We start from the raw sequence: 20,184 nt of genomic DNA on the forward strand, positions 1-20,184 counted from the left end.
CACCTTGCTATCGAGCGGTCGCCCCTCGGTCTCCCCGACGGAGCCGGGGGACGGATCGCCAGCCGCGATGGCATTCAATCACTTACCGGCAGCCATGCACGACGCCTTCGGACCATTGTCCGCCTCGCCAGTGACACACTCGGTGCCGATGGCCAAGAATCAACGCCCCAGTCGACCCCCGGGGAGTGGGGGCTCCCGCCCCTCTCCCGACATGGTCCTCGACCGGCTCGCCGCAGGGGCGGGCCGGTCCGCGCGCATCACTCATACGGAGCACTTGCCCCCGCGAGCGGGAACCCATGCAGTCTGGCCCGACCGCATCCGTCCGGAAGTGATCGCCGCCATCCAGAAGGCCGGCATCGACCATCCCTGGGCCCATCAGGCGGCCGCCGCGGAGCACGCGCTGGACGGAACGTCCGTCGTGATCGCGACCGGAACGGCCTCCGGCAAGTCCCTGGCCTACCTCGCCCCCGTCCTCAGTGCCCTCCTGGACGGCTCCGAGGCCCCCAACGGGCGCGGCGCCACCGCTCTCTACCTCTCCCCCACGAAGGCCCTGGCGGCCGACCAGCGGCGATCGGTCAAGGCGCTCGCGGCCCCCCTGGGCAACGGGATCCGACCCGCCGTCTTCGACGGCGACACGCCGGTCGAGGAACGCGAGTGGGTGCGCCAGTACGCCAACTACGTCCTCACCAACCCCGACATGCTGCACCGGGGCATCCTCCCCTCACACCCCCGCTGGTCCTCCTTCCTGCGCTCCCTGCGCTACGTCGTCATCGACGAGTGCCACACCTACCGGGGCGTCTTCGGCTCCCACGTCGCCCAGGTGGTACGCCGGCTACGCCGCCTCTGCGCCCGCTACGGCTCCGACCCCGTCTTCCTCCTCGCGTCCGCCACCTCCGCCGAGCCCGCCCTCGCGGCCGGCCGCCTCACCGGCCTCCCCGTCACGGAGGTGGCCGACGACGCCTCCCCGCGCGGCGAACTCGTCTTCGCCCTGTGGGAGCCCCCGCTGACCGAGCTGCACGGCGAGAAGGGTGCCCCCGTACGCCGTACCGCCACGGCCGAGACCGCCGACCTGCTCACCGACCTCACCGTCCAGGGCGTCCGCTCGGTCGCCTTCGTACGCTCCCGGCGCGGCGCCGAGCTGATCTCCGTCATCGCCAAGGAACGCCTCGCCGAGGTCGACCGCACCCTGCCGTCCCGGGTCGCCGCCTACCGCGGTGGGTACCTCCCCGAGGAACGCCGCGCCCTGGAACGCGCCCTGCACTCCGGCAGCCTCCTGGGCCTCGCCGCCACCACCGCCCTCGAACTGGGCATCGACGTGTCCGGGCTGGACGCCGTCGTCATATCCGGCTACCCGGGAACGAGGGCGTCCCTCTGGCAGCAGGCGGGCCGGGCCGGGCGGGCGGGCCAGGGCGCCCTCGCCATCCTGGTGGCCCGCGACGATCCGCTGGACACCTTCCTCGTCCACCACCCCGAGGCCCTGTTCGAGCAGCCCGTGGAGTCGACCGTCCTGGACCCGGACAACCCGTACGTCCTCGCCCCCCATCTCTGCGCCGCGGCCGCGGAGCTGCCGCTCACCGAGAACGACCTCCAGCTCTTCGGCCCGGCCGCACCCGGGCTCCTCCCCCAGCTGGAGACCGCCAGGCTGCTCCGCAAACGGCCGTCCGGATGGCACTGGACCCGGCGCGAGCGAGCCGCCGACCTCACCGACATCCGGGGCGAGGGCGGCCGGCCCGTCCAGATCGTCGAGGAAGGCACCGGCCGGCTGCTGGGCACCGTGGACGAGTCCGCCGCCCACAGCGCCGTCCACGAGGGCGCCGTCCACCTCCACCAGGGCCGCTCGTACCTGGTCCGGAAGCTCGATCTGGAGGACTCCGTCGCCCTGGTCGAGCAGGCCGACCCGCCGTACTCGACCACCGCCCGCGACACCACCTCCATCGCCGTCCTGGACACCGACACCGAGATCCCCTGGGGGGACGGCCGCCTCTGCTACGGGTCCGTCGAGGTCACCAACCAGGTCGTCTCCTTCCTCCGCCGCCGGCTGATCACCGGCGAGGTCCTCGGCGAGAGCAAACTGGACCTGCCGCCCCGCACCCTGCGCACCCGCGCCGTCTGGTGGACGGTGACCGAGGACCAGCTCGACGCCGCCCGGATCAACCCCGAGATCCTCGGCGGCGCACTCCACGCCGCCGAGCACGCCTCGATCGGCATGCTGCCGCTCTTCGCCACCTGCGACCGCTGGGACATCGGCGGGGTGTCCGTCCCGCTGCACCCCGACACCCTGCTGCCCACGGTCTTCGTCTACGACGGCCACCCGGGCGGCGCCGGGTTCGCCGAGCGCGCCTTCCACACCGCCCGCGAGTGGCTTTCGGCCACCCGCCTGGCCATCGCGTCCTGCGAGTGCGACGCGGGCTGCCCGTCCTGCATCCAGTCCCCCAAGTGCGGCAACGGCAACGACCCCCTGCACAAACGAGGCGCCGTCCGACTCCTCACGGAACTCCTCCGGTCGGCGCCGGGCGAGCCGGCCGAGGACGACGGCCCGGGCCGGGGCTCAGGCTCAGGCCCACGGACGGGTACCTGAGCGCCACGGCCGGGGGGCGGGTGCCGGGACGTCTGAGGGGCGGGGCGCCATGCGGGCAACCGGGGCGCTACGGGAGCGAGGCGCTACAGGGAGCGGGGCCCTGCCGGGGCTGGCCGGGGCGCCATGGCGAAGGACCGGGCGCTGCGTCGGCAGGCTCAGGAGTAGCACCAGCAGGCTCGGGCGCTACGTCGGCGGGTCCGAGCGCTACACCGGCGGACTCGGGCGCTACACCGGCGGGCCCGAGCGCTACGGCTGCCCCCCGTCCGGGCCGCCCGGCTGGTCCTGGCCCGCCCGGCCCGGCGGCGCGCCCGCCGGTGGAACCCCCTCCGGCGGCCCCACCCGGGCCCTGGGCGGCCCTGCCCGGGACCTGACCTCCGGCGCATACGGCCCGAACCGCACCCGGGCCGTCACATCCGCGACCTCTCCCAGGACCGCGCAGCGCACCACCTCCGCCCCCTGCGCCCTGGCCACCTCCTCGGCCGACGCGCAGGCCGGTCCCACGCCTTCCAGCGCCCGGTCCGCCGCCGCCAGCGCCGCCAGGTCTGCCGCGCCCCCGGCCCGGTGCCGGGCGGCCACCACCTGTCCGAGCGCCAGAACCACCGCGAACACGGTGCACAGCGTCACCGCGGTCACCGCCGCCCACACGGTCGCCAACCCCTGATCCCCCACCGGCGCCCGAGGCCGGCCCCGCCATCGGACCGGGACTCCGATCCACCGACGCCGGCTCCGCCCCCTCACCGGTCACCCCGGCCCACCGACGGCTCCGCCCCGTCCTCGGCGGCAATGGCGGCAGCGGTGGCAGGAACCGGCGCATCCTCGGCCGCTGCCGCCGCTTCCGCCCTCAGCGTCACGGCGAGGCGCCCGGGCCCGGGCGTCGGGGCGGTCACCCTCACCCGCCACAGCGTCCCGGCCCGCTCCACCTCGACCGAAGCCCCGCCCGGCGCCGCGGAAAGAGCGGCCTCCCGTACCTGGGGCGCCGGCTCCGAACGTGCCGCGGCACGCGCGCCGGCCCGGGCCGCGTCCACACAGCGGATCTGGGCCGACGCAGCCATCAGCCCCCAGAGCAGGGCCAGGGCGAACACCGCCAGCACCGGGATCACCATGGCGGCTTCCGCCGTCACCGCTCCCCGATCGCCGGACCTCCTGCCGCCCGGCACGACACCTCGGCACCGTCCGTTCCCCCCTCGCCTCTGCCGGCCTCGCGGCCCGGCCCCCGCAGCCCTCGCCCCAGTCTCAGAACTTCGCATCGAGCGCCCCCTTCAGCAGCGACTGCAACTGGGACATCACCGCCGCACTGGTGACGACCTTGTAGAGCACGGCGGCAAACGCGCAGGCCGCGATCGTGCCCACCGCGTACTCCGACGTCGTCATTCCGCTGTCTGCCCGCGACCGTGCGAGACGGACCACGGACCGCGTCCACTTCTTGATCCTGCGCATCACTTCGAACCCCCGACACATCGGTTACATACAGAACGGCTGAACTGGTCTTACTTCCACGCTTTCCGGACTACGCCGACTGGAGCAGGCCGCCGGCCAGCCCGACGACCACGGGGGCCACCCCCACCGCCAGGAACGCGGGGAGGAAGCAGAGCCCCACAGGCGCGGTGACCAACACAGTGGCCCGCTGCGCACGCGCCACGGCCGCCCTCGCCCGCTCGGCCCGCAGTGCCTCGGCGATCCTGGCCACCGGCTCCGCCGCCGGAGCACCGGTCGAGCCCGCCCGGTCCAGGCAGCCGGCCAGGGCGGCGGCCCCCGATATCTCGCCGAACCTCCCCCAGGCGACAGTCGGGTCTCCGCCCAGCCGGATCTCCGCCACCGTCCGGGCGAGCTGATCGCCCACCGGACCCCCCAGGGACTCCCCCACCGCCTCGGCCGCCTCCACCGGCCCGGCACCGGCGGAGAGGCAGGCCGCCAGTAGGTCCGCCGCCATGGGCAGTTGTCGTGCGACCTCCGCCGTTCGGGCCCTTGCCTCGGCGGCGAGGCGCGAGGCGTCTGCGAGCCTCCTCCGCTGCCATCGCCGGGCGCCGTAGGCCGAGGCCAGTCCGACCACCCATCCCGTCGGACCGCCCACGAGGAACCACCCGGCCAGCGCGACCGCCGCCAGCACCAGCCACTCCCTGACCGGGGCGGCGAAGACGGTCCGGCCCACCCGAGGTCCGGAAGGCCGGAAGGGGCCCGTCCAGACACCGGGAACCGCCTGCCCAACCGCCAGAAGGCTCTCGCCCCGGCGCCGCACCCGCCGACCGGCCTGCCGCCGCGCCAACGGAACAACCACTCGGGCATACAGGCACAACGCCACCCCGACGGCCTCCGCCCCCTGGACGACCCCCTCGGCCGAGGGACTCATCCCGCTTCCCCCGCCCGGACGATCCGGGCGGCCCAGAGGAGACCGCACACCTCCAGCAGGCCACCGGTCACCAGGCAGACGAGGCCGGCGGTGCTGTGCAGCAACACCCGCAACGGGTCCGCGCCCAGCGCCGCACCGAGCGCCAGACCGATCACGGGAAGCAGGGCCAGCACCGTGACCGTCGACCGCGCCCCCGCGAGTTGCGCGCGCAGTTCGTCCCGCTGACGGCGTTCGGCGCGCAGGGCTCTTTCCAGCCGGTTCAGGCCCTCCGCGAGCCCGGCCCCGCTGCCCACCGCCACCCGCCAGCAGGCGGCGACTCCGGCCAGCCCGTCCAGCCCCGGTTCAACCGCCGCCTGGACGAGTGCTCGCGGCACATCGCCCCCGAACCGCGCGGCGGCCGACACCCGGATTCCGGCTTCGCCCATGACATCCGTGCCGCGCACCGCGACGAGCAGGGCCTCCCCCGGCTCGCGACCCGCCCTCAACTCGCCGACCACCGCACCGCACAGGTCCACCACTCCGTTCGCCCGGGCCTCCTCCTCCTTGCGCGACCGCATCTTCAGCAGCCATCTCCGTGCCAGGGGAACGGCGGCGGACCCCGCCAGCAGCGGCAGTACGGACTCCCCGAGCACCGCCGGCACCGCAGCCACCGGAAGACACAGCCACTCCCACCGCCCTCTCAGCCGCCCCTCGATCCGGCTGCGAGTCCTCCGCCACCTCTCCCCGCCCGGCGGCCGCTCGCCCCCGTCGGTCAGCAGCGCTCGCGCCCGGCGCAGCGGCCGTCCACGTCCGCTCACCACCAGCCACGCGGCCATCGCCGCGCACAGCGCTGCGGCATGCACCACATCCGGTACGCCGACGTCCGCCGACTCCCCGGTCACCACGCACTCCCGATGAGATCGTGCAGCCGCTCCCAGCCCCGCTCCCGCTCGAAGCCCATGGCGCCCCACCGCAGCGCCGGAACGGTCACTACCAGCCCGGCCGCATCCCGCTCCAGCACATGGATGTCCGCAATCCGCCTGCGCCCCGCCCGGTCCCGTACCAGGTGGACCACGACCGACAGAGCCGCCGCCAGCTGGCTGTGCAGCGCCAGCCGGTCCAGCCCCGCCGCGGTTCCCAGCGCCTCCAACCGGGCCGGAACGTGCCCGGCGGCATTGGCATGGACAGTCCCTGAGCCTCCCTCGTGTCCCGTGTTGAGAGCGGCCAGGAGCTCGGTGACCTCGCTTCCGCGTACCTCACCGACCACCAGCCGGTCGGGTCGCATTCGCAGGGCTTGGCGCACCAGGTCCCGAAGGGTCACCCGTCCGGCACCCTCCTGATTCGCGGGGCGCGACTCCAGCCGTACGACGTGCGGGTGGTCCGGCCGCAGCTCCGCCGAGTCCTCGGCGAGCACGATCCGCTCTCGCTCCCCCACCGCCCCCAGCAGGCTCGAAAGCAGAGTCGTCTTCCCCGCCCCCGTCCCACCGCTGATCAGGTAGGAGACCCGCGCCTCCACCAGCGCCCTCAGCACCCGGTCGCCTCCGGGCGGCACGGTCCCGGCCTCGACCAGCTCCGCCAGCGAGAAGGCCCGGGGTCTGACCACCCGCAGCGACAGGCACGTCGACCCGACCGACACCGGGGGCAGCACGGCGTGCATGCGAGTACCGTCCGGCAGCCTCGCGTCCACCCAGGGCCGGGCGTCGTCGAGCCGGCGTCCCGCCACGGCCGCGAGCCGCTGGGCCAGTCTGCGGACCGCGGCCGCGTCCGCGAAGGACACCTCGGTGAGTTCGAGTCCACCACCCCGGTCCACCCAGACCCGGTCGGGTGCGGACACCAGAACGTCCGTGACATCGGGGTCGGCGAGGAGCGGCTCCAGCACCCCGGTCCCGATCAACTCCCCTCTCAGCTCGTCCGCACGACCGAGCACCTCAGCCGTGCCGAGCAGACGTCCCTGCGCCCGCAGCGCGGCGGCGACTCCGGCCGGGGTCGGCGCAGTACCGCTGGAGGCGAGCCGTTGCCTGACCGCGTCGAGCAGCGCCTCGGTCATGGAGCGCCCCCGGCGACCGAGCCGCTGACGCTCTCCCCCGCAAGCGCCTGTTCCCAGAAGGCGGCGCAGAAACCGGCCAGCGGGCCGCGCACGTTGCCGCCGGGCGGTTCGCCGATGTCCTGCTCGGCCGACAAGCCTCTTTCCAGCGGAACCTCGCCGGCCAGCGGCAGACGCATGGCTCGGGCCACCCATGGGGCGTCGAGACCTGGGGCGTACGGGCCCCGCGCCACCACCCGCAGATCGCCGAGCACCATCCCGGCCATCGATGCCACCCGCTTCGCCGCCGCGACCGCGCGCAGCTCTCCGGGAACGACCACGAGCCCGAGGTCGAGCTGGGCCAGGGCCTCAGCCACCGCTTCGTCCACCCGGCGCGGCAGATCGACCACCACCACCCCGCCGAGCCTTCGCGCGGCGGCCAGCACCGCCCTCATGGCGGGTGGCGGGATCACCACCCAGTCGTCTCGGCCCCAGCTGAGCACCCGGAGCCCATGCAGTGAGGGCAGCGACTCCTCCAGCGCGCCCCCGCCGACCCGCCCTTTGGAATGGGCGAAATCCGGCCACCGCATGCCCTCCGCCCGCTCGCCGCCGAGCAGCACGTCGATGCCGCCGCCCAGCGGGTCCCCGTCGATGAGCATGGTCCGCTGCCCCGCTCTCGCCGCGGTCACCGCGAGGGCGCAGGCCAGTGTGGACGCACCCGCGCCGCCCCGGCCCCCGACCACCCCGACCGTGACTGCGGGCCGGCCGACGCCTTCCGACGCGTTGGCGATCTGGTCGACGAGCCAGGTCTCGGAGTCAGGCAGCCGGATCACGTACTCGGCGCCGATTTCGACGGCTCGGCGCCACACGTCCGGCGCGTCCTGGCCCCGGCCCACCACCATGACGCCCCGCCTGCGGGCCGCTCCACGGCACCGTGCGGCCGCGTCGTCGCCGACGAGGACCATGGGCGCCTGCTCCCAGCCCTCTCGATGGTCCGGCAGCGCGTGATGCACCTCCGGTTCCGCACCGGCGGCGGCACACAGCCTCAGCAGGTCGTCGAGCAGGTCCACGTCCTCGGTCACGATCAGCGGCCCGCCCCGCCGTGCGGTGACGGCCGCCCATCGGTCCTGCGCACTGGATTCAGCCACACTCTCCCCCTCCATCACTCACCTTCGCCGCGTTCGCGGCGATCTCGGAGCTCGCCCGAGAACGGCGATTCCGGTACCCGTGGAGTTCACGGGTGGAATCAAGGTGCAGCGCTTCCGGAAATGATGTGGATCTCGCTCAAAAACTGTGGACAACTCAGCGGTTGTGAATAACTTCGTAGCTCATACCGGTGACTTCCCGGTGCGACTCTTTCGCTACCCAGCGTCACAGTGCACGCTCAGGAGAGTCGGGCGCCGAGATGGCCCGGCAGAGAACAGAAGGGGGAGAAATGCCGATTCCACGCGACAAACCGCGTCCGGACATGCGACGACCCCCGCCGGGGGGGAGAGCGGGGGTCGTCCCCACGGCCGACTCGGGGGGGGGAGGAGCCGGACCGGGTTAGCACGGTCGCGAACGATCCGTGACTTCCATGGTGTACCCGAGGCCCTTCTCAGGCAAACCCACGCGCCGGGGTTTACGCCGAATGGCGGGCCCCTATGCTCTGCCGTGTGGAAAACCGCTTCTTGCCGCGCACGGCCGCCTTCTTCGACCTGGACAAGACGGTCATTGCGAAGTCCTCGACACTGACCTTCAGCAAGTCCTTCTACCACGGCGGGCTGATCAACCGCCGCGCGGTGCTGCGTACCGCGTACACACAGTTCGTGTTCCTTGCCGGGGGCGCCGATCACGACCAGATGGAGCGGATGCGCGAATATCTCTCGGCGCTCTGCAAGGGCTGGAACGTGCAGCAGGTCAAGGAACTCGTGGCCGAGACCCTGCACGAGCTGATCGACCCGATCATCTACGACGAAGCGGCAACCCTGATCGAGGAGCACCACACCGCCGGCCGCGACGTCGTGATCGTCTCGACCTCGGGCGCCGAGGTGGTCGAGCCGATCGGTGAACTGCTCGGCGCCGACCGCGTCGTCGCCACCCGCATGGTCGTCGGTGACGACGGCTGCTACACGGGCGAGGTGGAATACTACGCGTACGGCCCCACGAAAGCCGAGGCCATCAAGGCCCTCGCGGCCTCCGAGGGATACGACCTGGCGCGCTGCTACGCGTACAGCGACTCGGCCACCGACGTCCCGATGCTGGAGTCCGTCGGCCACCCCCACGCGGTCAACCCGGACCGCGCACTGCGACGGGAGGCCGCGCTGCGGGAGTGGCCGATTCTCACTTTCGACCGGCCGGTCCGCCTCAAGCAGCGTCTTTCGGCGTTCTCGCTGCCACCGCGCCCGGCCCTCATGGCCGCGGCAGCCGTGAGTGCCGCCGCGCTCACGGCAGGAGCTGTCTGGTACGCCGCCCGCCGACGAGCCGGCACGGCTTCCGCCTGACCATCCGATTGGACCAACTCGTCCGTAATTGAACGCAAAAGTAAAGAAGTGCGGCCGGCACTACCGCTGCACGGGCCCCTGGAGTACAAAGGATTCAACGGCCCGCGAGACCAAGGACATCCGCGAGGATGACCTGAATGACGCAGCAAGGCCCCACGGACCGCGCATGAAAACCCGGCACCCACGCGACGTCGACCCGTCGATTACGGGCCAGCCACACCAGGAGCGGGCAAAGACTCCGACCTGATGGGCACATATCGAGGACGCTTGGTAACTGGGCGGACGTGCCAGCGGCGGTACCGAGACCGGTACCGCCGCAACCATGCGCGCCCCCGCACGTCGACGTCGGGCCGACGTCGGGGACACAAGGCCTGCTCGCGTTACGCCGCGCCCCGCTGCAGCGCCTCGCACACCGCCGTCGATTCCCTGACGCCGAGTTCGGCGGAGCGTCCGCAGTGCCTGATCCAGGCGGCCATGCCCTCCGGTGTGCCGGACAGGTAGCCGTTGAAGGCGGTCGCGTAAGCCGCCCACCCCTGCTCGGCGTGCCCGACTTCGGCCGGGCAGATCGACTTGGGGTCGAGCCCGCTTCCGATCAGCACGATCCGCTCCGCGGTCCGTGCCACCAGGCCGTTGTGCGAACCGAAGGGGCGCAGTGCCAGCAACTCTCCGTGGACGACGGCGGCGGTCACCAGAGCGGGTGCCTCACTCCCCGAAAGGATGATCCTGCTGAGACCGTCCAGCCGGCCGGCGACCTCGTCCGCGTCCGGCAACGGGGCTTCGATCAGGGGCTCGTCCACCGGCTCCCCCGCGAGCCGGGGCCGCCCGACCGAGTCCTCCGGGGCGGCACTGCCCGCGGCCACCAGGTGAAGCCGAGCCAGTACCCGCAACGGCGACTGCCGCCAGATGGAGAGAAGCTGTCCCGCCTCCGCCGTCAGGCGAAGCGCGGCACCGACCACACGCGCCTCGTCGTCACCGCTGAAGTCGGTGCGCCGGCGCACCTCTTCGAGGTTCCAGTCGGCACCGGACAGAGCGGCCGACCCGCGCGCGCCCCGCAGAGCGGCCTCCGCGGTGACTTCGTTGCTGCGCCGGCGCATCACACGGTGGCCGTAGACGCGGTCCACGGCCTTGCGTACGGAGTCCACCGCGTCGGTCACACCCGGCAGAGCGCCGAGAGCGACGAGCGGGTCCGAGGGAGTCGTACTCATAAGTAGCGAGGCTACGCGCCTCCTGCCCGCCTACCGGCCGTGAGTGGCCTTCTTCACGAAACGATTCAACCCACAGCGATCGATCGACTACCCTAGGTGAACATGAAGATCGCTTTCGTAGGGAAGGGCGGCAGCGGAAAGACCACGCTGTCCTCGCTCTTCATCCGCCACCTCGCAGCCAATGAAGCCCACGTCGTCGCGGTGGACGCCGACATCAACCAGCACCTCGGAGCCGCACTCGGCCTCGACGAGGACGAATCAGCGGCGCTGCCCGCGATGGGCGCCCAGCTGCCTCTGATCAAGGAGTACCTGCGCGGCAGCAATCCGCGCATCGCTTCCGTCGAGACGATGATCAAGACGACACCGCCGGGCGAGGGCTCCCGCCTCCTGCGTGTGCGCGAGGACAATCCGATCTTCGACGCCTGTGCCCGTACGGTCCGGCTCGACGACGGGGACATTCGCCTGATGGCCACGGGACCGTTCACCGAATCGGACCTGGGCGTGGCGTGCTACCACTCGAAGGTCGGCGCGGTCGAGCTCTGCCTCAACCACCTCGTGGACGGCCCCGACGAGTATGTGGTGGTCGACATGACCGCCGGTTCGGACTCCTTCGCCTCGGGGATGTTCACCCGCTTCGACATGACGTTCCTCATCGCCGAGCCGACCCGCAAGGGCGTCTCCGTCTACCGCCAGTACAAGGAGTACGCGCGGGACTTCGGCGTGGATCTGAAGGTTGTCGGAAACAAGGTGCAGGGCGAGGACGACCTGGACTTCCTGCGCTCCGAGGTGGGCGACGACCTGCTGGTGACCGTCGGCCATTCCGACTGGGTGCGAGCCATGGAGAAGGGCCGCCCCGCACGCTTCGAGCTGCTCGAGGCGGACAACCGGATGGCCCTGCAGGCCCTGCAGAACGCCGCGGAGGACTCGTACGTGCGACGGGACTGGAGCCGTTACACGCGCCAGATGGTGCACTTCCACCTGCGGAACGCGGAGAGCTGGGGGAACGAGAAGACCGGCGCCGACCTCGCCGCACAGGTCGACCCCGGCTTCGTACTGGACGAGCGCTTCTTGCACGCCGAAGCCACCCAGCCCGCGTGAACGACTGAACTCCCGGGCGGGACGGCCACGGCGCCGCCGTGCCCCCGACAGGCGGACGGCGCCGGGCATGCGTCCCGCCCGGCGCCCGCAGCCACCGGATCTATCGACCGGCCGGGTTGCCCGCGGCGGCCGGGGCCTTCGAGGCCGACGGCTCCCGGCCCACGCCCGCCTCGAGGAACGCGGGCCAGCCCGCCTCGGGCGCTTGCCCGACCTTCAGCGTCCGGAGCTTCGCCAGGGTCGCCGGGTCCTGGGCGTCGAGCCAGTCCGCCAGCTGCCGGAACGAGACGCAGCGCACATCCTTCTTGGTGCAGACCGCAGCGATCGTCTGCTCGATGGCGCGCATGTACGTGCCACCGTTCCAGGACTCGAAGTGGTTGCCGATGATCAGTGGCGCGCGGTTGCCGTCATACGCGCGGTCGAACGCCTGGAGCAGGCCGTCACGCATCTGGTTTCCCCAGTACTCGTGCTTGGCGGGGTCCCCCTGAGTCGTTCCGGACTGGTTGAACATGAAGTTGTAGTCCATCGACAGCGTCTCGAAGTCGCGCCCCGGGACCGGGACCAGCTGCATGGAGAGGTCCCAGACCCCGTTCTTCTTCCGGGGCCACACCTGATCGTTGACACCACTGGAGTCATAGCGGAACCCCATGGTGCGTGCCGCCTCCACCATGTTCTTCTGCCCCTCCAAGCAGGGGGTGCGGCCGCCGACGAGTTCCTTGTCGTAGTCGAAGGGCAGTGCCTTCTCGTTCTTGAGGACCGGGTCGTTCGTCTTCCAGCCCTTCACGAATGATTTGGCCTGTCTAATCTCGCTCTTCCACTCCTCGACGGACCAGGTGCCGACACCGCCGTCCTTGCCGCAGAAGTGTCCGTTGAAGTGGGTGCCGATCTCGTTGCCGTCCTGCCAGGCCCCGCGGAGCTGGGTCAGGGTGTCGCGGATGCCCTTGGTGTCGTTGAACCCGATGTCGGAAGCGCCGGCGTTGTGCTTGGGCGGGTCGTACTCGGTCCGCTTCCCCTCCGGCAGGAGATATACGCCGCTGAGGAAGTACGTCATCGCGGCGTTGTACTTCTTGCCCACCTCGCGGAAGTGCGAGAAGAGCCGCTGACTGTCCTCACCGGCCCCGTCCCACGAGAACACCACGAACTGCGGGGGCTTCTGGCCTGTCGTCAGGCGCTCCACAGCGGGCTGCTTGGGCTGAACACCCGTGAAGGCAGTGGATCCGTCGCCGATGGCCCGGAACACACGCTTGGGCGCGGCCTCAGCACCCTTCTTCTTCTCTCCCGCAGCACCGTTCACGGCTCCGAGGCCGGAACGCTCCGCTCCGGGGCCGGCCCCCGCACACCCGGCCGCCCCCGCGACCAGTACGACGGCCATGAGACCCAGGCCGATTCCCCTCCTGGCGTCCATCGCCTTCTTCGCGGCGGCCATCATCCGCCCACCTCTTTCTCGCGGCTCAGCCTGCGCCGGGTGCCGACACGGCGCGGCCAAAGTCGCACGCACTGTCCAAGAACCAGCACGACAGGCCGAATGAAAAGCTGACTATTCACCGGAATGGGTGGCTAGAAGGCCCATTTGCTCTCAATCCTGGACACGGCTCTTTACTCTCCATTACTGTCTGTTTACCGAGAGTTGAGATATCCCGCCGCTGCATGCCATGACCCACGGCCGCGTCCTCGAATTCCACGACCGCGCTGCCCAGGAGGAGACGGGAAATATGTCTGCCTGCGTACCCACTCGCCACGAACACTCGTCCCGCAGTTCGCGCCCTTCCCGGTCCTCGGGAGTCAAGCGACCACACAGCCCGCCCCCGCCGCCGCGCGGCGGACGGTTCCGCATCTCGGGCGCCGATGTCTCCGCGTCCATCACTGTCTTCCTGCTCGCCATCCCCATGTCGCTCGGCCTTGCTGTGGCCATGGGAGCCCCTCTGGAGGCGGGCCTCATCTCCGCCGCGGTCGGCGGCATCGTCGCCGGCCTCCTCGGCGGCACCCCGCTGCAGGTCTCCGGCCCGTCCGCCGGCCTGACCGTGGTCACCGCGGAGACGATCCAGGTCTACGGCTGGCGCACCACCTGCGCCATCACGATCGGGGCCGGCCTGCTTCAGCTCGCGCTCGGCTCACTGCGGGCGGCCCGCAGCGCACTCGCCGTCAGCCCCGCCATCGTCCACGGCACGCTCGCAGGCATCGGCGTGGCCATCGCGCTCGCTCAACTGCACATCGTGCTGGGCGGTTCACCGCAGAGCTCGGCGATCTCCAACGTGCTGCACCTTCCCGATCAACTGGCACGTGTCAGTCCCGCCGCCCCGGTGATCGGCGTGCTCACCGTAGCCGTCCTCGTCCTGTGGCCGCTGCTGCCCGGACGGACCGGACGGTTCCTGCGCCGGGTTCCGGCGGCCCTGGCCTCCGTGGGTCTGGCCACAGCCGTGGCCGCGTGGGCGGCACCGTCGATCGCCCGGGTCGATCTGCCCTCCTGGAGTTCCCACGCCCTGCCCGAGATGCCGCAGGGACCGGTGCTCGGCCTGGCTACAGCCGTGTTCACGATGATGCTCGTGGCCAGCCTGGAGTCGCTGCTCGCCGCTGTCGCCGTGGACAAGCTGGCCGCCGACCGGAACCGTGCGCACTCGGCGAATGCCCCGGCGAGGTCCGAAGGGGCACCGGGCGACAAGACGGACGAGACCCGCGAGAACGGCGACCGGCCGGCCACTCCCGGGCCCCCCGCCACCGGAGCCACCACCGCCGACACCGGCTCGGACAGCACCGAGCGGCCCGCTCCACCTCTGCTCAAACGCTCCGACCTCGACCGAGAGCTACGCGCTCAAGGCATCGCCAACGCGGTATCGGGCCTGCTCGGAGGGCTCGCGGTCTCCGGTGGAGCTGTGCGCAGTTCGGCGAACGTGAGAGCCGGGGCGACCGGCCGCGCGTCCACCGTGCTGCACGGCGTATGGATCCTGGTCGCGTCCGGCCTGCTCGTCACGTTGCTGGAGCGCATCCCACTGGCCGCGCTGGGAGCGCTGGTGATGATGGTCGGCCTCAAGATGGTGAGCCTGGCCCATATCCGCAACGTCCATAAGCACCGGGAGTTCCTGGTGTACGGCGCGACCATCGCCGGGGTGCTCGTCGTCGGCGTACTCAAGGGCGTGGTCATCGGCATCGCCGTGGCAGTGGCCGTCGCCCTGCACCGCCTGGGCCGGACCCGGATCTCGGTGTCCGAACAGAACGGCCAACATCTCGTCGTCGTACGCGGCCAGTTGACCTTTCTGGCCGTCCCGCGCCTGAGCCGGGTCCTGGGGCGGCTCCCCCAGGACGCCGATGCGGTCGTGGAGCTGGACGGCTCGTTCATGGATCACGCCGCCTACGAGACGATCCAGGACTGGAGCAACGCCCATACGGCCCACGGCGGCCGGGTGGCGTTCGCCGGGAGGTCGGGCGGCAGGATCGCCGAGCCCGCCGCGGCAGCCCACTCCTGCTGCCGGCCATGGACCCCCTGGCGCAACCACCACTGCCACGACCAGCCCGAACACGCCCCTCCCACGGCAGTCGACAGCGGCGCGGACACCACCGAGCCCGAGGCCGTGGAGCGCACGTCGAGCGCCCCGGGCGTGGTCCACCCGCCGAGTGCCGCACGCACCGCCGGCACCGCCGAAGCCGCCACCGGGATCGCCGCCACCATCAGCCCGGCCCCGGGCAGTCCCGCCCCCGTCCCCGCCCCGCCTCACACCGGCCCCGGCCCCGAGATCGGCCCCGGCACCGGCGCCGGGCCCGCCGCACCGCCTGAGCCCGCCCCGGCCCTCCAGCAGCCCCCCTCTCGCACGCGGACCGAGCCACTCGCGCCCACCGCCACCGCCCCCTCCGCTCAGGCACCCCCCACCCCGCACGCCGAGCGCCCCTCTCGAACCGCCTCCGCGCAGCAGCGCGCATCCGCCGGCCGCCCCTCGCCCACAGCCCGCGATCACCGGCTGGTCAGAGGTCTCAGCTCGTTCCAGCGGGACACGGCGCCCCTGGTCCGGGGAGAGCTGGCACGACTCGCCAGGGAGGGCCAGCGCCCCTCGCAGCTCTTCATCACCTGCGCCGACTCACGCCTGGTGACGAGCATGATCACGGCCAGCGGCCCGGGTGACCTGTTCACCGTGCGGAACATCGGCAACCTGGTACCACCCCCCGACGCCGAGGAGGGCGACCACTCGGTGGGAGCCGCGATCGAGTACGCGGTGGACGTGCTCGGCGTCGAGTCCATCACCGTCTGCGGCCATTCGGACTGCGGCGCGATGAACGCGCTGCTGGACGCCCCGCCGGAAGCCCCGGACACATCGCTGTGGCGGTGGCTCCGACACGGGCTCCCCAGCCTGGCCCGGGTGGCCTCGGCCGGCGACACGCCGGTCCGGCTCTCGGGGCGGCTGCCGGCCGACGCGGTGGAGCAGCTCTGCCTGACCAACGTGGTCCAGCAGCTCGACCACCTCCGGGCCCACCCCTCGGTGGCGCGCCGGGTCGCCGGTGGCGCCCTTCAGCTCCACGGCATGTACTTCCACGTCGCCGAGGCCCAGTCGTACCTGCTGGACGAGGGAGCGAGCGCGGAGAGCGCTACGGCCGAGGTGTTCGACCCGATCGCACCGGCGCGCCCGGCCGAGCCGGCCCGTACCGACGTCTGAACCGCAGGCGCCTCGGATCCGTAAGACCAGGTGATCCCGCTTCCGTGTCGGAAGCGCCCGCACCCACGGTGTGCTCCACCGTGCCGCCGCGGCGTGGAGGCGGGATCATGCCTCTATACACGAGACACAGGTCTAAACCAATTCCCGGCAGACACTTGTCACCCGGCCTCGGGACTGATGAGCTATGCCCCGGGACACAACGGACACCCTGGGACTGGGAGAAGTCGTGAGCAACGAGAGCCTGGCCAACCTGCTTCGGGAAGAGCGGAAGTTCGCTCCGCCTGCCGAGCTGGCCGCCAACGCCAACGTCACCGCAGAGGCGTACGAGCAGGCCGAAGCGGACCGGCTGGGATTCTGGGCCGAGCAGGCCCGCCGCCTGACCTGGGCCACCGAGCCGACCGAGACCCTCGACTGGAGCAACCCGCCCTTCGCGAAGTGGTTCGCGGACGGCGAGCTCAACGTCGCGTACAACTGCGTGGACCGCCACGTCGAGGCGGGCAACGGTGACCGGGTCGCCATCCACTTCGAGGGCGAGCCCGGCGACAGCCGCGCCATCACCTACGCGGAGTTGAAGGACGAGGTCTCCCGCGCCGCCAACGCCCTCACCGAGCTCGGTGTCGGCAAGGGCGACCGGGTCGCCGTCTACCTCCCGATGATCCCCGAGGCCGCCGTCGCGATGCTGGCCTGCGCCCGCATCGGCGCCGCGCACTCGGTCGTCTTCGGCGGGTTCTCCGCCGACGCCATCGCCGCCCGCATCCAGGACGCGGACGCCAAGGTCGTCATCACGGCGGACGGCGGGTACCGCCGCGGCAAGCCCTCCGCGCTCAAGCCCGCCGTCGACGACGCCGTCTCCCGCATCGACAGCGTGGAGCACGTCCTGGTGGTCCGCCGTACGGGCCAGGACACCGCGTGGAACGAGGCCCGCGACGTCTGGTGGCACGAGATCACGGGCCGCCAGTCCGCCGAGCACACGCCCGAGGCGTTCGAGGCGGAGCAGCCGCTCTTCATCCTGTACACGTCGGGCACCACCGGGAAGCCCAAGGGCATCCTGCACACCTCCGGGGGCTACCTCACCCAGGCGGCGTACACCCACCACGCGGTCTTCGACCTCAAGCCGGAGACCGACGTCTACTGGTGCACCGCCGACATCGGCTGGGTGACCGGGCACTCCTACATCGTCTACGGCCCGCTGGCCAACGGCGCCACGCAGGTGATGTACGAGGGCACCCCCGACACCCCGCACCAGGGGCGCTTCTGGGAGATCGTCCAGAAGTACGGGGTCACGATCCTCTACACCGCGCCGACCGCGATCCGTACGTTCATGAAGTGGGGGGACGACATCCCCGCCAAGTTCGACCTGTCGTCCCTGCGCGTCCTCGGTTCGGTCGGTGAGCCGATCAACCCCGAGGCGTGGGTCTGGTACCGCAAGCACATCGGCGCCGACAAGTGCCCGATCGTGGACACCTGGTGGCAGACCGAGACCGGCACGATGATGATCTCGCCGCTGCCCGGCGTCACCGAGACCAAGCCGGGAAGCGCCCAGCGCGCCCTGCCGGGCATCTCCGCGACCGTCGTGGACGACGAGGCCAACGAGGTCCCGAACGGCGGAGGCGGATACCTGGTCCTCACCGAGCCGTGGCCGTCGATGCTCCGCACCATCTGGCGCGACGACCAGCGCTTCCTCGACACCTACTGGTCGCGCTTCGAGGGCAAGTACTTCGCCGGCGACGGTGCCAAGAAGGACGAGGACGGCGACATCTGGCTGCTCGGCCGGGTGGACGACGTCATGCTGGTGTCCGGGCACAACATCTCGACCACCGAGGTCGAGTCGGCGCTCGTCTCGCACCCGTCGGTCGCCGAGGCCGCCGTGGTCGGCGCCGCCGACGAGACGACCGGCCAGGCCATCGTCGCCTTCGTCATCCTGCGGGGCACCGCGACCGCCTCCGACGAGCTGGTGGCCCAGCTGCGCAACCACGTCGGGGCGACGCTCGGCCCCATCGCCAAGCCGAAGCGCATCATGCCGGTGGCCGAGCTGCCGAAGACCCGTTCCGGCAAGATCATGCGCCGCCTGCTGCGCGACGTGGCGGAGAACAGGGCCCTGGGCGACGTCACGACCCTGACCGACTCCTCGGTCATGGACCTGATCCAGAGCCAGCTGCCGTCGGCCCCCTCCGAGGACTGACAGCGACGGAGGACGGACAGCGACGCACGATCCGAAGGGCACCCGGCACCGCGCCGGGTGCCCTTCGGGCCCTTACGGTGAGATCACCGCTCCCAAGCATCCTTGCCTCCCCGCCCCGCGGGTACAGTGGCAGCTGATCGACAACACGATAGGAAAATCTCCACAGGGGTGCCGGGAAGTCTGGTCGGCAAGTGCATCAGCCATGCCATCGCTGCCGTACCGACCCGGAGGTCCCTCCCGTGGCCACGCCCACCCCCACGCCCCCAGGCCCGCGCCGCACCTTCCTGGGGCGGCTCCCGCTCCCCGAGCGCAACTACGTCGCCGACGCCCTCCGTACGGAGACGGTCGGGGGCGTCATCCTGCTGGTCGCCGCCGTGGCCGCGCTGGTGTGGGCCAACACCGCGGGTTCGAGCTACTCGGCCGTCAGCCACTTCCACATCGGGCCCGAGGCCCTCGGTCTGCACCTCTCCGTGGCGCACTGGGCCGCCGACGGGCTGCTCGCGATCTTCTTCTTCGTGGCGGGCGTCGAGCTCAAACGCGAACTCGTGGCAGGAGAACTGCGCGATCCCAAGGCCGCGGCGCTCCCCGTGGCCGCCGCCCTCTGCGGCATGGTGGTCCCGGCGGTGGTCTACACCCTGGTGAACGTGTTCGGCGACGGCTCGAAGGACGGCTGGGCGGTCCCCACCGCCACGGACATCGCCTTCGCGCTCGCCGTTCTCGCCGTCATCGGCACCTCGCTGCCCGCCGCGCTCCGGGCCTTCCTGCTGACGCTCGCCGTCGTGGACGACCTCTTCGCGATCCTCGTCATCGCCATCTTCTTCACCGACGACATCAACTTCCTCGCCCTCGGTGGCGCCTTCCTCGGCCTGGGCCTCTTCTATCTGCTGCTGCGCCTCGGCGTGCGCGGCTGGTACGTCTACGTGCCGCTGGCCCTGGTCATCTGGGGGCTGATGTACAACAGCGGCATCCACGCCACCATCGCCGGCGTCACCATGGGGCTGATGCTGCGCTGCACCCGGCGTGAGGGCGAGAAGCACTCCCCCGGTGAGCACATCGAGCACCTGGTGCACCCGCTGTCGGCGGGCTTCGCCGTGCCGGTCTTCGCGCTCTTCTCCGCCGGGGTCTCGCTCTCCGGGGGCGCGCTGGCCTCCGTGTTCGACCAGCCGGAGACCCTCGGGGTCGTCCTCGGCCTGGTCGCCGGCAAGACCATCGGCGTCTTCGGCGGTACCTGGCTGACCACCCGGCTCACCAGGGCCGAGCTGAACAAGGACCTGGCCTGGGCGGACGTCTTCGCGATCGCCACCCTCGCCGGTATCGGCTTCACCGTGTCCCTGCTGATCGGTGAGCTCGCGTTCGCCGGGGACGACGACATGATCAACGGGATCAAGGCGTCGGTTCTGCTCGGCTCCCTCATCGCCGCCGTACTCTCCGGTGTACTGCTCAAACTCCGGGTACGCAGATACAGGGCACTGTCCGACGCCGAGGAACTCGACGAGGACGGTTCCGGAGTGCCGGACGTCTACGAGCAGGACGATCCGGCGTACCACCTGAGGATGGCCGCGATCCATGAGGAGAAGGCGGCCGAGCACCGCCGCCGTGCCCGACTGGCGGGGGCAGCGAGCGACAGGCCGGACAGTCCGGCATGATCTGAC

15 protein-coding genes are annotated in these 20,184 nt (G+C 71.5%); 6 read left to right on the forward strand and 9 right to left on the reverse strand.

What is annotated here, in order from left to right:
• The first annotated feature begins 67 nt into the window (after positions 1–67).
• The gene (locus ACFUJY_RS01075) at positions 68–2,578 is read left to right on the forward strand and encodes a DEAD/DEAH box helicase (protein ID WP_383292617.1); all 2,511 of its coding nucleotides are present in this window, start codon (positions 68–70) and stop codon (positions 2,576–2,578) included.
• A 246-nt stretch (positions 2,579–2,824) separates the two neighbouring features.
• Here ACFUJY_RS01075 and ACFUJY_RS01080 read toward each other — a convergent pair whose 3' ends face one another.
• The 7 genes from ACFUJY_RS01080 to ssd all read right to left on the reverse strand — a co-directional run bounded on the left by ACFUJY_RS01080 (position 2,825) and on the right by ssd (position 8,009).
• Positions 2,825–3,223, reverse strand: a complete 399-nt coding sequence (locus ACFUJY_RS01080; protein ID WP_383293856.1) for an Rv3654c family TadE-like protein — start codon at positions 3,221–3,223, stop codon at positions 2,825–2,827.
• 89 nt (positions 3,224–3,312) lie between these two features.
• Positions 3,313–3,699, reverse strand: a complete 387-nt coding sequence (locus tag ACFUJY_RS01085; RefSeq protein WP_383292620.1) for a TadE family type IV pilus minor pilin — start codon at positions 3,697–3,699, stop codon at positions 3,313–3,315.
• A 112-nt stretch (positions 3,700–3,811) separates the two neighbouring features.
• Positions 3,812–4,015, reverse strand: coding sequence for a DUF4244 domain-containing protein (locus ACFUJY_RS01090; protein ID WP_383292623.1), 204 nt, complete (start codon positions 4,013–4,015; stop codon positions 3,812–3,814).
• A 70-nt stretch (positions 4,016–4,085) separates the two neighbouring features.
• Positions 4,086–4,925, reverse strand: a complete 840-nt coding sequence (locus ACFUJY_RS01095; RefSeq protein WP_383292626.1) for a type II secretion system F family protein — start codon at positions 4,923–4,925, stop codon at positions 4,086–4,088.
• A complete protein-coding gene (locus tag ACFUJY_RS01100; RefSeq protein ID WP_383292629.1) occupies positions 4,922–5,806 on the reverse strand; it encodes a type II secretion system F family protein in 885 nt (294 codons plus the stop codon). Before ACFUJY_RS01100 ends, ACFUJY_RS01095 begins: the two co-directional genes overlap by 4 nt.
• Positions 5,803–6,951 (reverse strand): TadA family conjugal transfer-associated ATPase, encoded by a 1,149-nt coding sequence (locus tag ACFUJY_RS01105; protein ID WP_383292633.1) that lies wholly within the window; start codon positions 6,949–6,951, stop codon positions 5,803–5,805. The genes ACFUJY_RS01100 and ACFUJY_RS01105 overlap by 4 nt, the downstream gene beginning before the upstream one ends.
• Positions 6,948–8,009, reverse strand: coding sequence for a septum site-determining protein Ssd (gene ssd, locus ACFUJY_RS01110; protein WP_383293859.1), 1,062 nt, complete (start codon positions 8,007–8,009; stop codon positions 6,948–6,950). The genes ACFUJY_RS01105 and ssd overlap by 4 nt, the downstream gene beginning before the upstream one ends.
• A gap of 561 nt (positions 8,010–8,570) precedes the next feature.
• On the opposite strand from ssd, the gene ACFUJY_RS01115 reads away from it, so the two are divergent.
• Positions 8,571–9,410 carry an HAD family hydrolase gene (locus ACFUJY_RS01115; protein ID WP_383292636.1) on the forward strand — a complete coding sequence of 280 codons (840 nt, stop codon included), beginning with the start codon at positions 8,571–8,573 and terminating at the stop codon, positions 9,408–9,410.
• Positions 9,411–9,790: 380 nt separating this feature from the next.
• On the opposite strand, the gene ACFUJY_RS01120 is transcribed toward ACFUJY_RS01115, so the two are convergent.
• On the reverse strand, positions 9,791–10,615 hold the full coding sequence (locus tag ACFUJY_RS01120) for an oxidoreductase (RefSeq protein ID WP_383292639.1): 825 nt from the start codon (positions 10,613–10,615) through the stop codon (positions 9,791–9,793).
• Between the two features lie 102 nt (positions 10,616–10,717).
• Here ACFUJY_RS01120 and ACFUJY_RS01125 point away from each other — a divergent pair, with 102 nt between their 5' ends.
• Complete coding sequence (locus ACFUJY_RS01125; protein ID WP_383292642.1) at positions 10,718–11,713, forward strand: ATP-binding protein; 996 nt, start codon at positions 10,718–10,720, stop codon at positions 11,711–11,713.
• 100 nt (positions 11,714–11,813) lie between these two features.
• Here ACFUJY_RS01125 and ACFUJY_RS01130 read toward each other — a convergent pair whose 3' ends face one another.
• Positions 11,814–13,139 (reverse strand): hypothetical protein, encoded by a 1,326-nt coding sequence (locus ACFUJY_RS01130; RefSeq protein ID WP_383292645.1) that lies wholly within the window; start codon positions 13,137–13,139, stop codon positions 11,814–11,816.
• Between the two features lie 283 nt (positions 13,140–13,422).
• On the opposite strand from ACFUJY_RS01130, the gene ACFUJY_RS01135 reads away from it, so the two are divergent.
• The 3 genes from ACFUJY_RS01135 to nhaA all read left to right on the forward strand — a co-directional run bounded on the left by ACFUJY_RS01135 (position 13,423) and on the right by nhaA (position 20,178).
• Positions 13,423–16,350, forward strand: coding sequence for a SulP family inorganic anion transporter (locus tag ACFUJY_RS01135; RefSeq protein ID WP_383292648.1), 2,928 nt, complete (start codon positions 13,423–13,425; stop codon positions 16,348–16,350).
• Between the two features lie 184 nt (positions 16,351–16,534).
• Positions 16,535–18,532 carry an acetate--CoA ligase gene (gene acs, locus ACFUJY_RS01140; protein WP_383292651.1) on the forward strand — a complete coding sequence of 666 codons (1,998 nt, stop codon included), beginning with the start codon at positions 16,535–16,537 and terminating at the stop codon, positions 18,530–18,532.
• A 239-nt stretch (positions 18,533–18,771) separates the two neighbouring features.
• Positions 18,772–20,178: a Na+/H+ antiporter NhaA gene (nhaA, locus tag ACFUJY_RS01145; RefSeq protein ID WP_383292654.1), complete on the forward strand. Its 1,407-nt coding sequence runs from the start codon at positions 18,772–18,774 to the stop codon at positions 20,176–20,178.
• Positions 20,179–20,184: the final 6 nt, after the last annotated feature.

Origin of the sequence: Streptomyces sp. NPDC057249 (assembly GCF_042669245.1) — a bacterium.
In the GTDB taxonomy this organism is placed as follows: Bacteria; Actinomycetota; Actinomycetes; order Streptomycetales; family Streptomycetaceae; genus Streptomyces.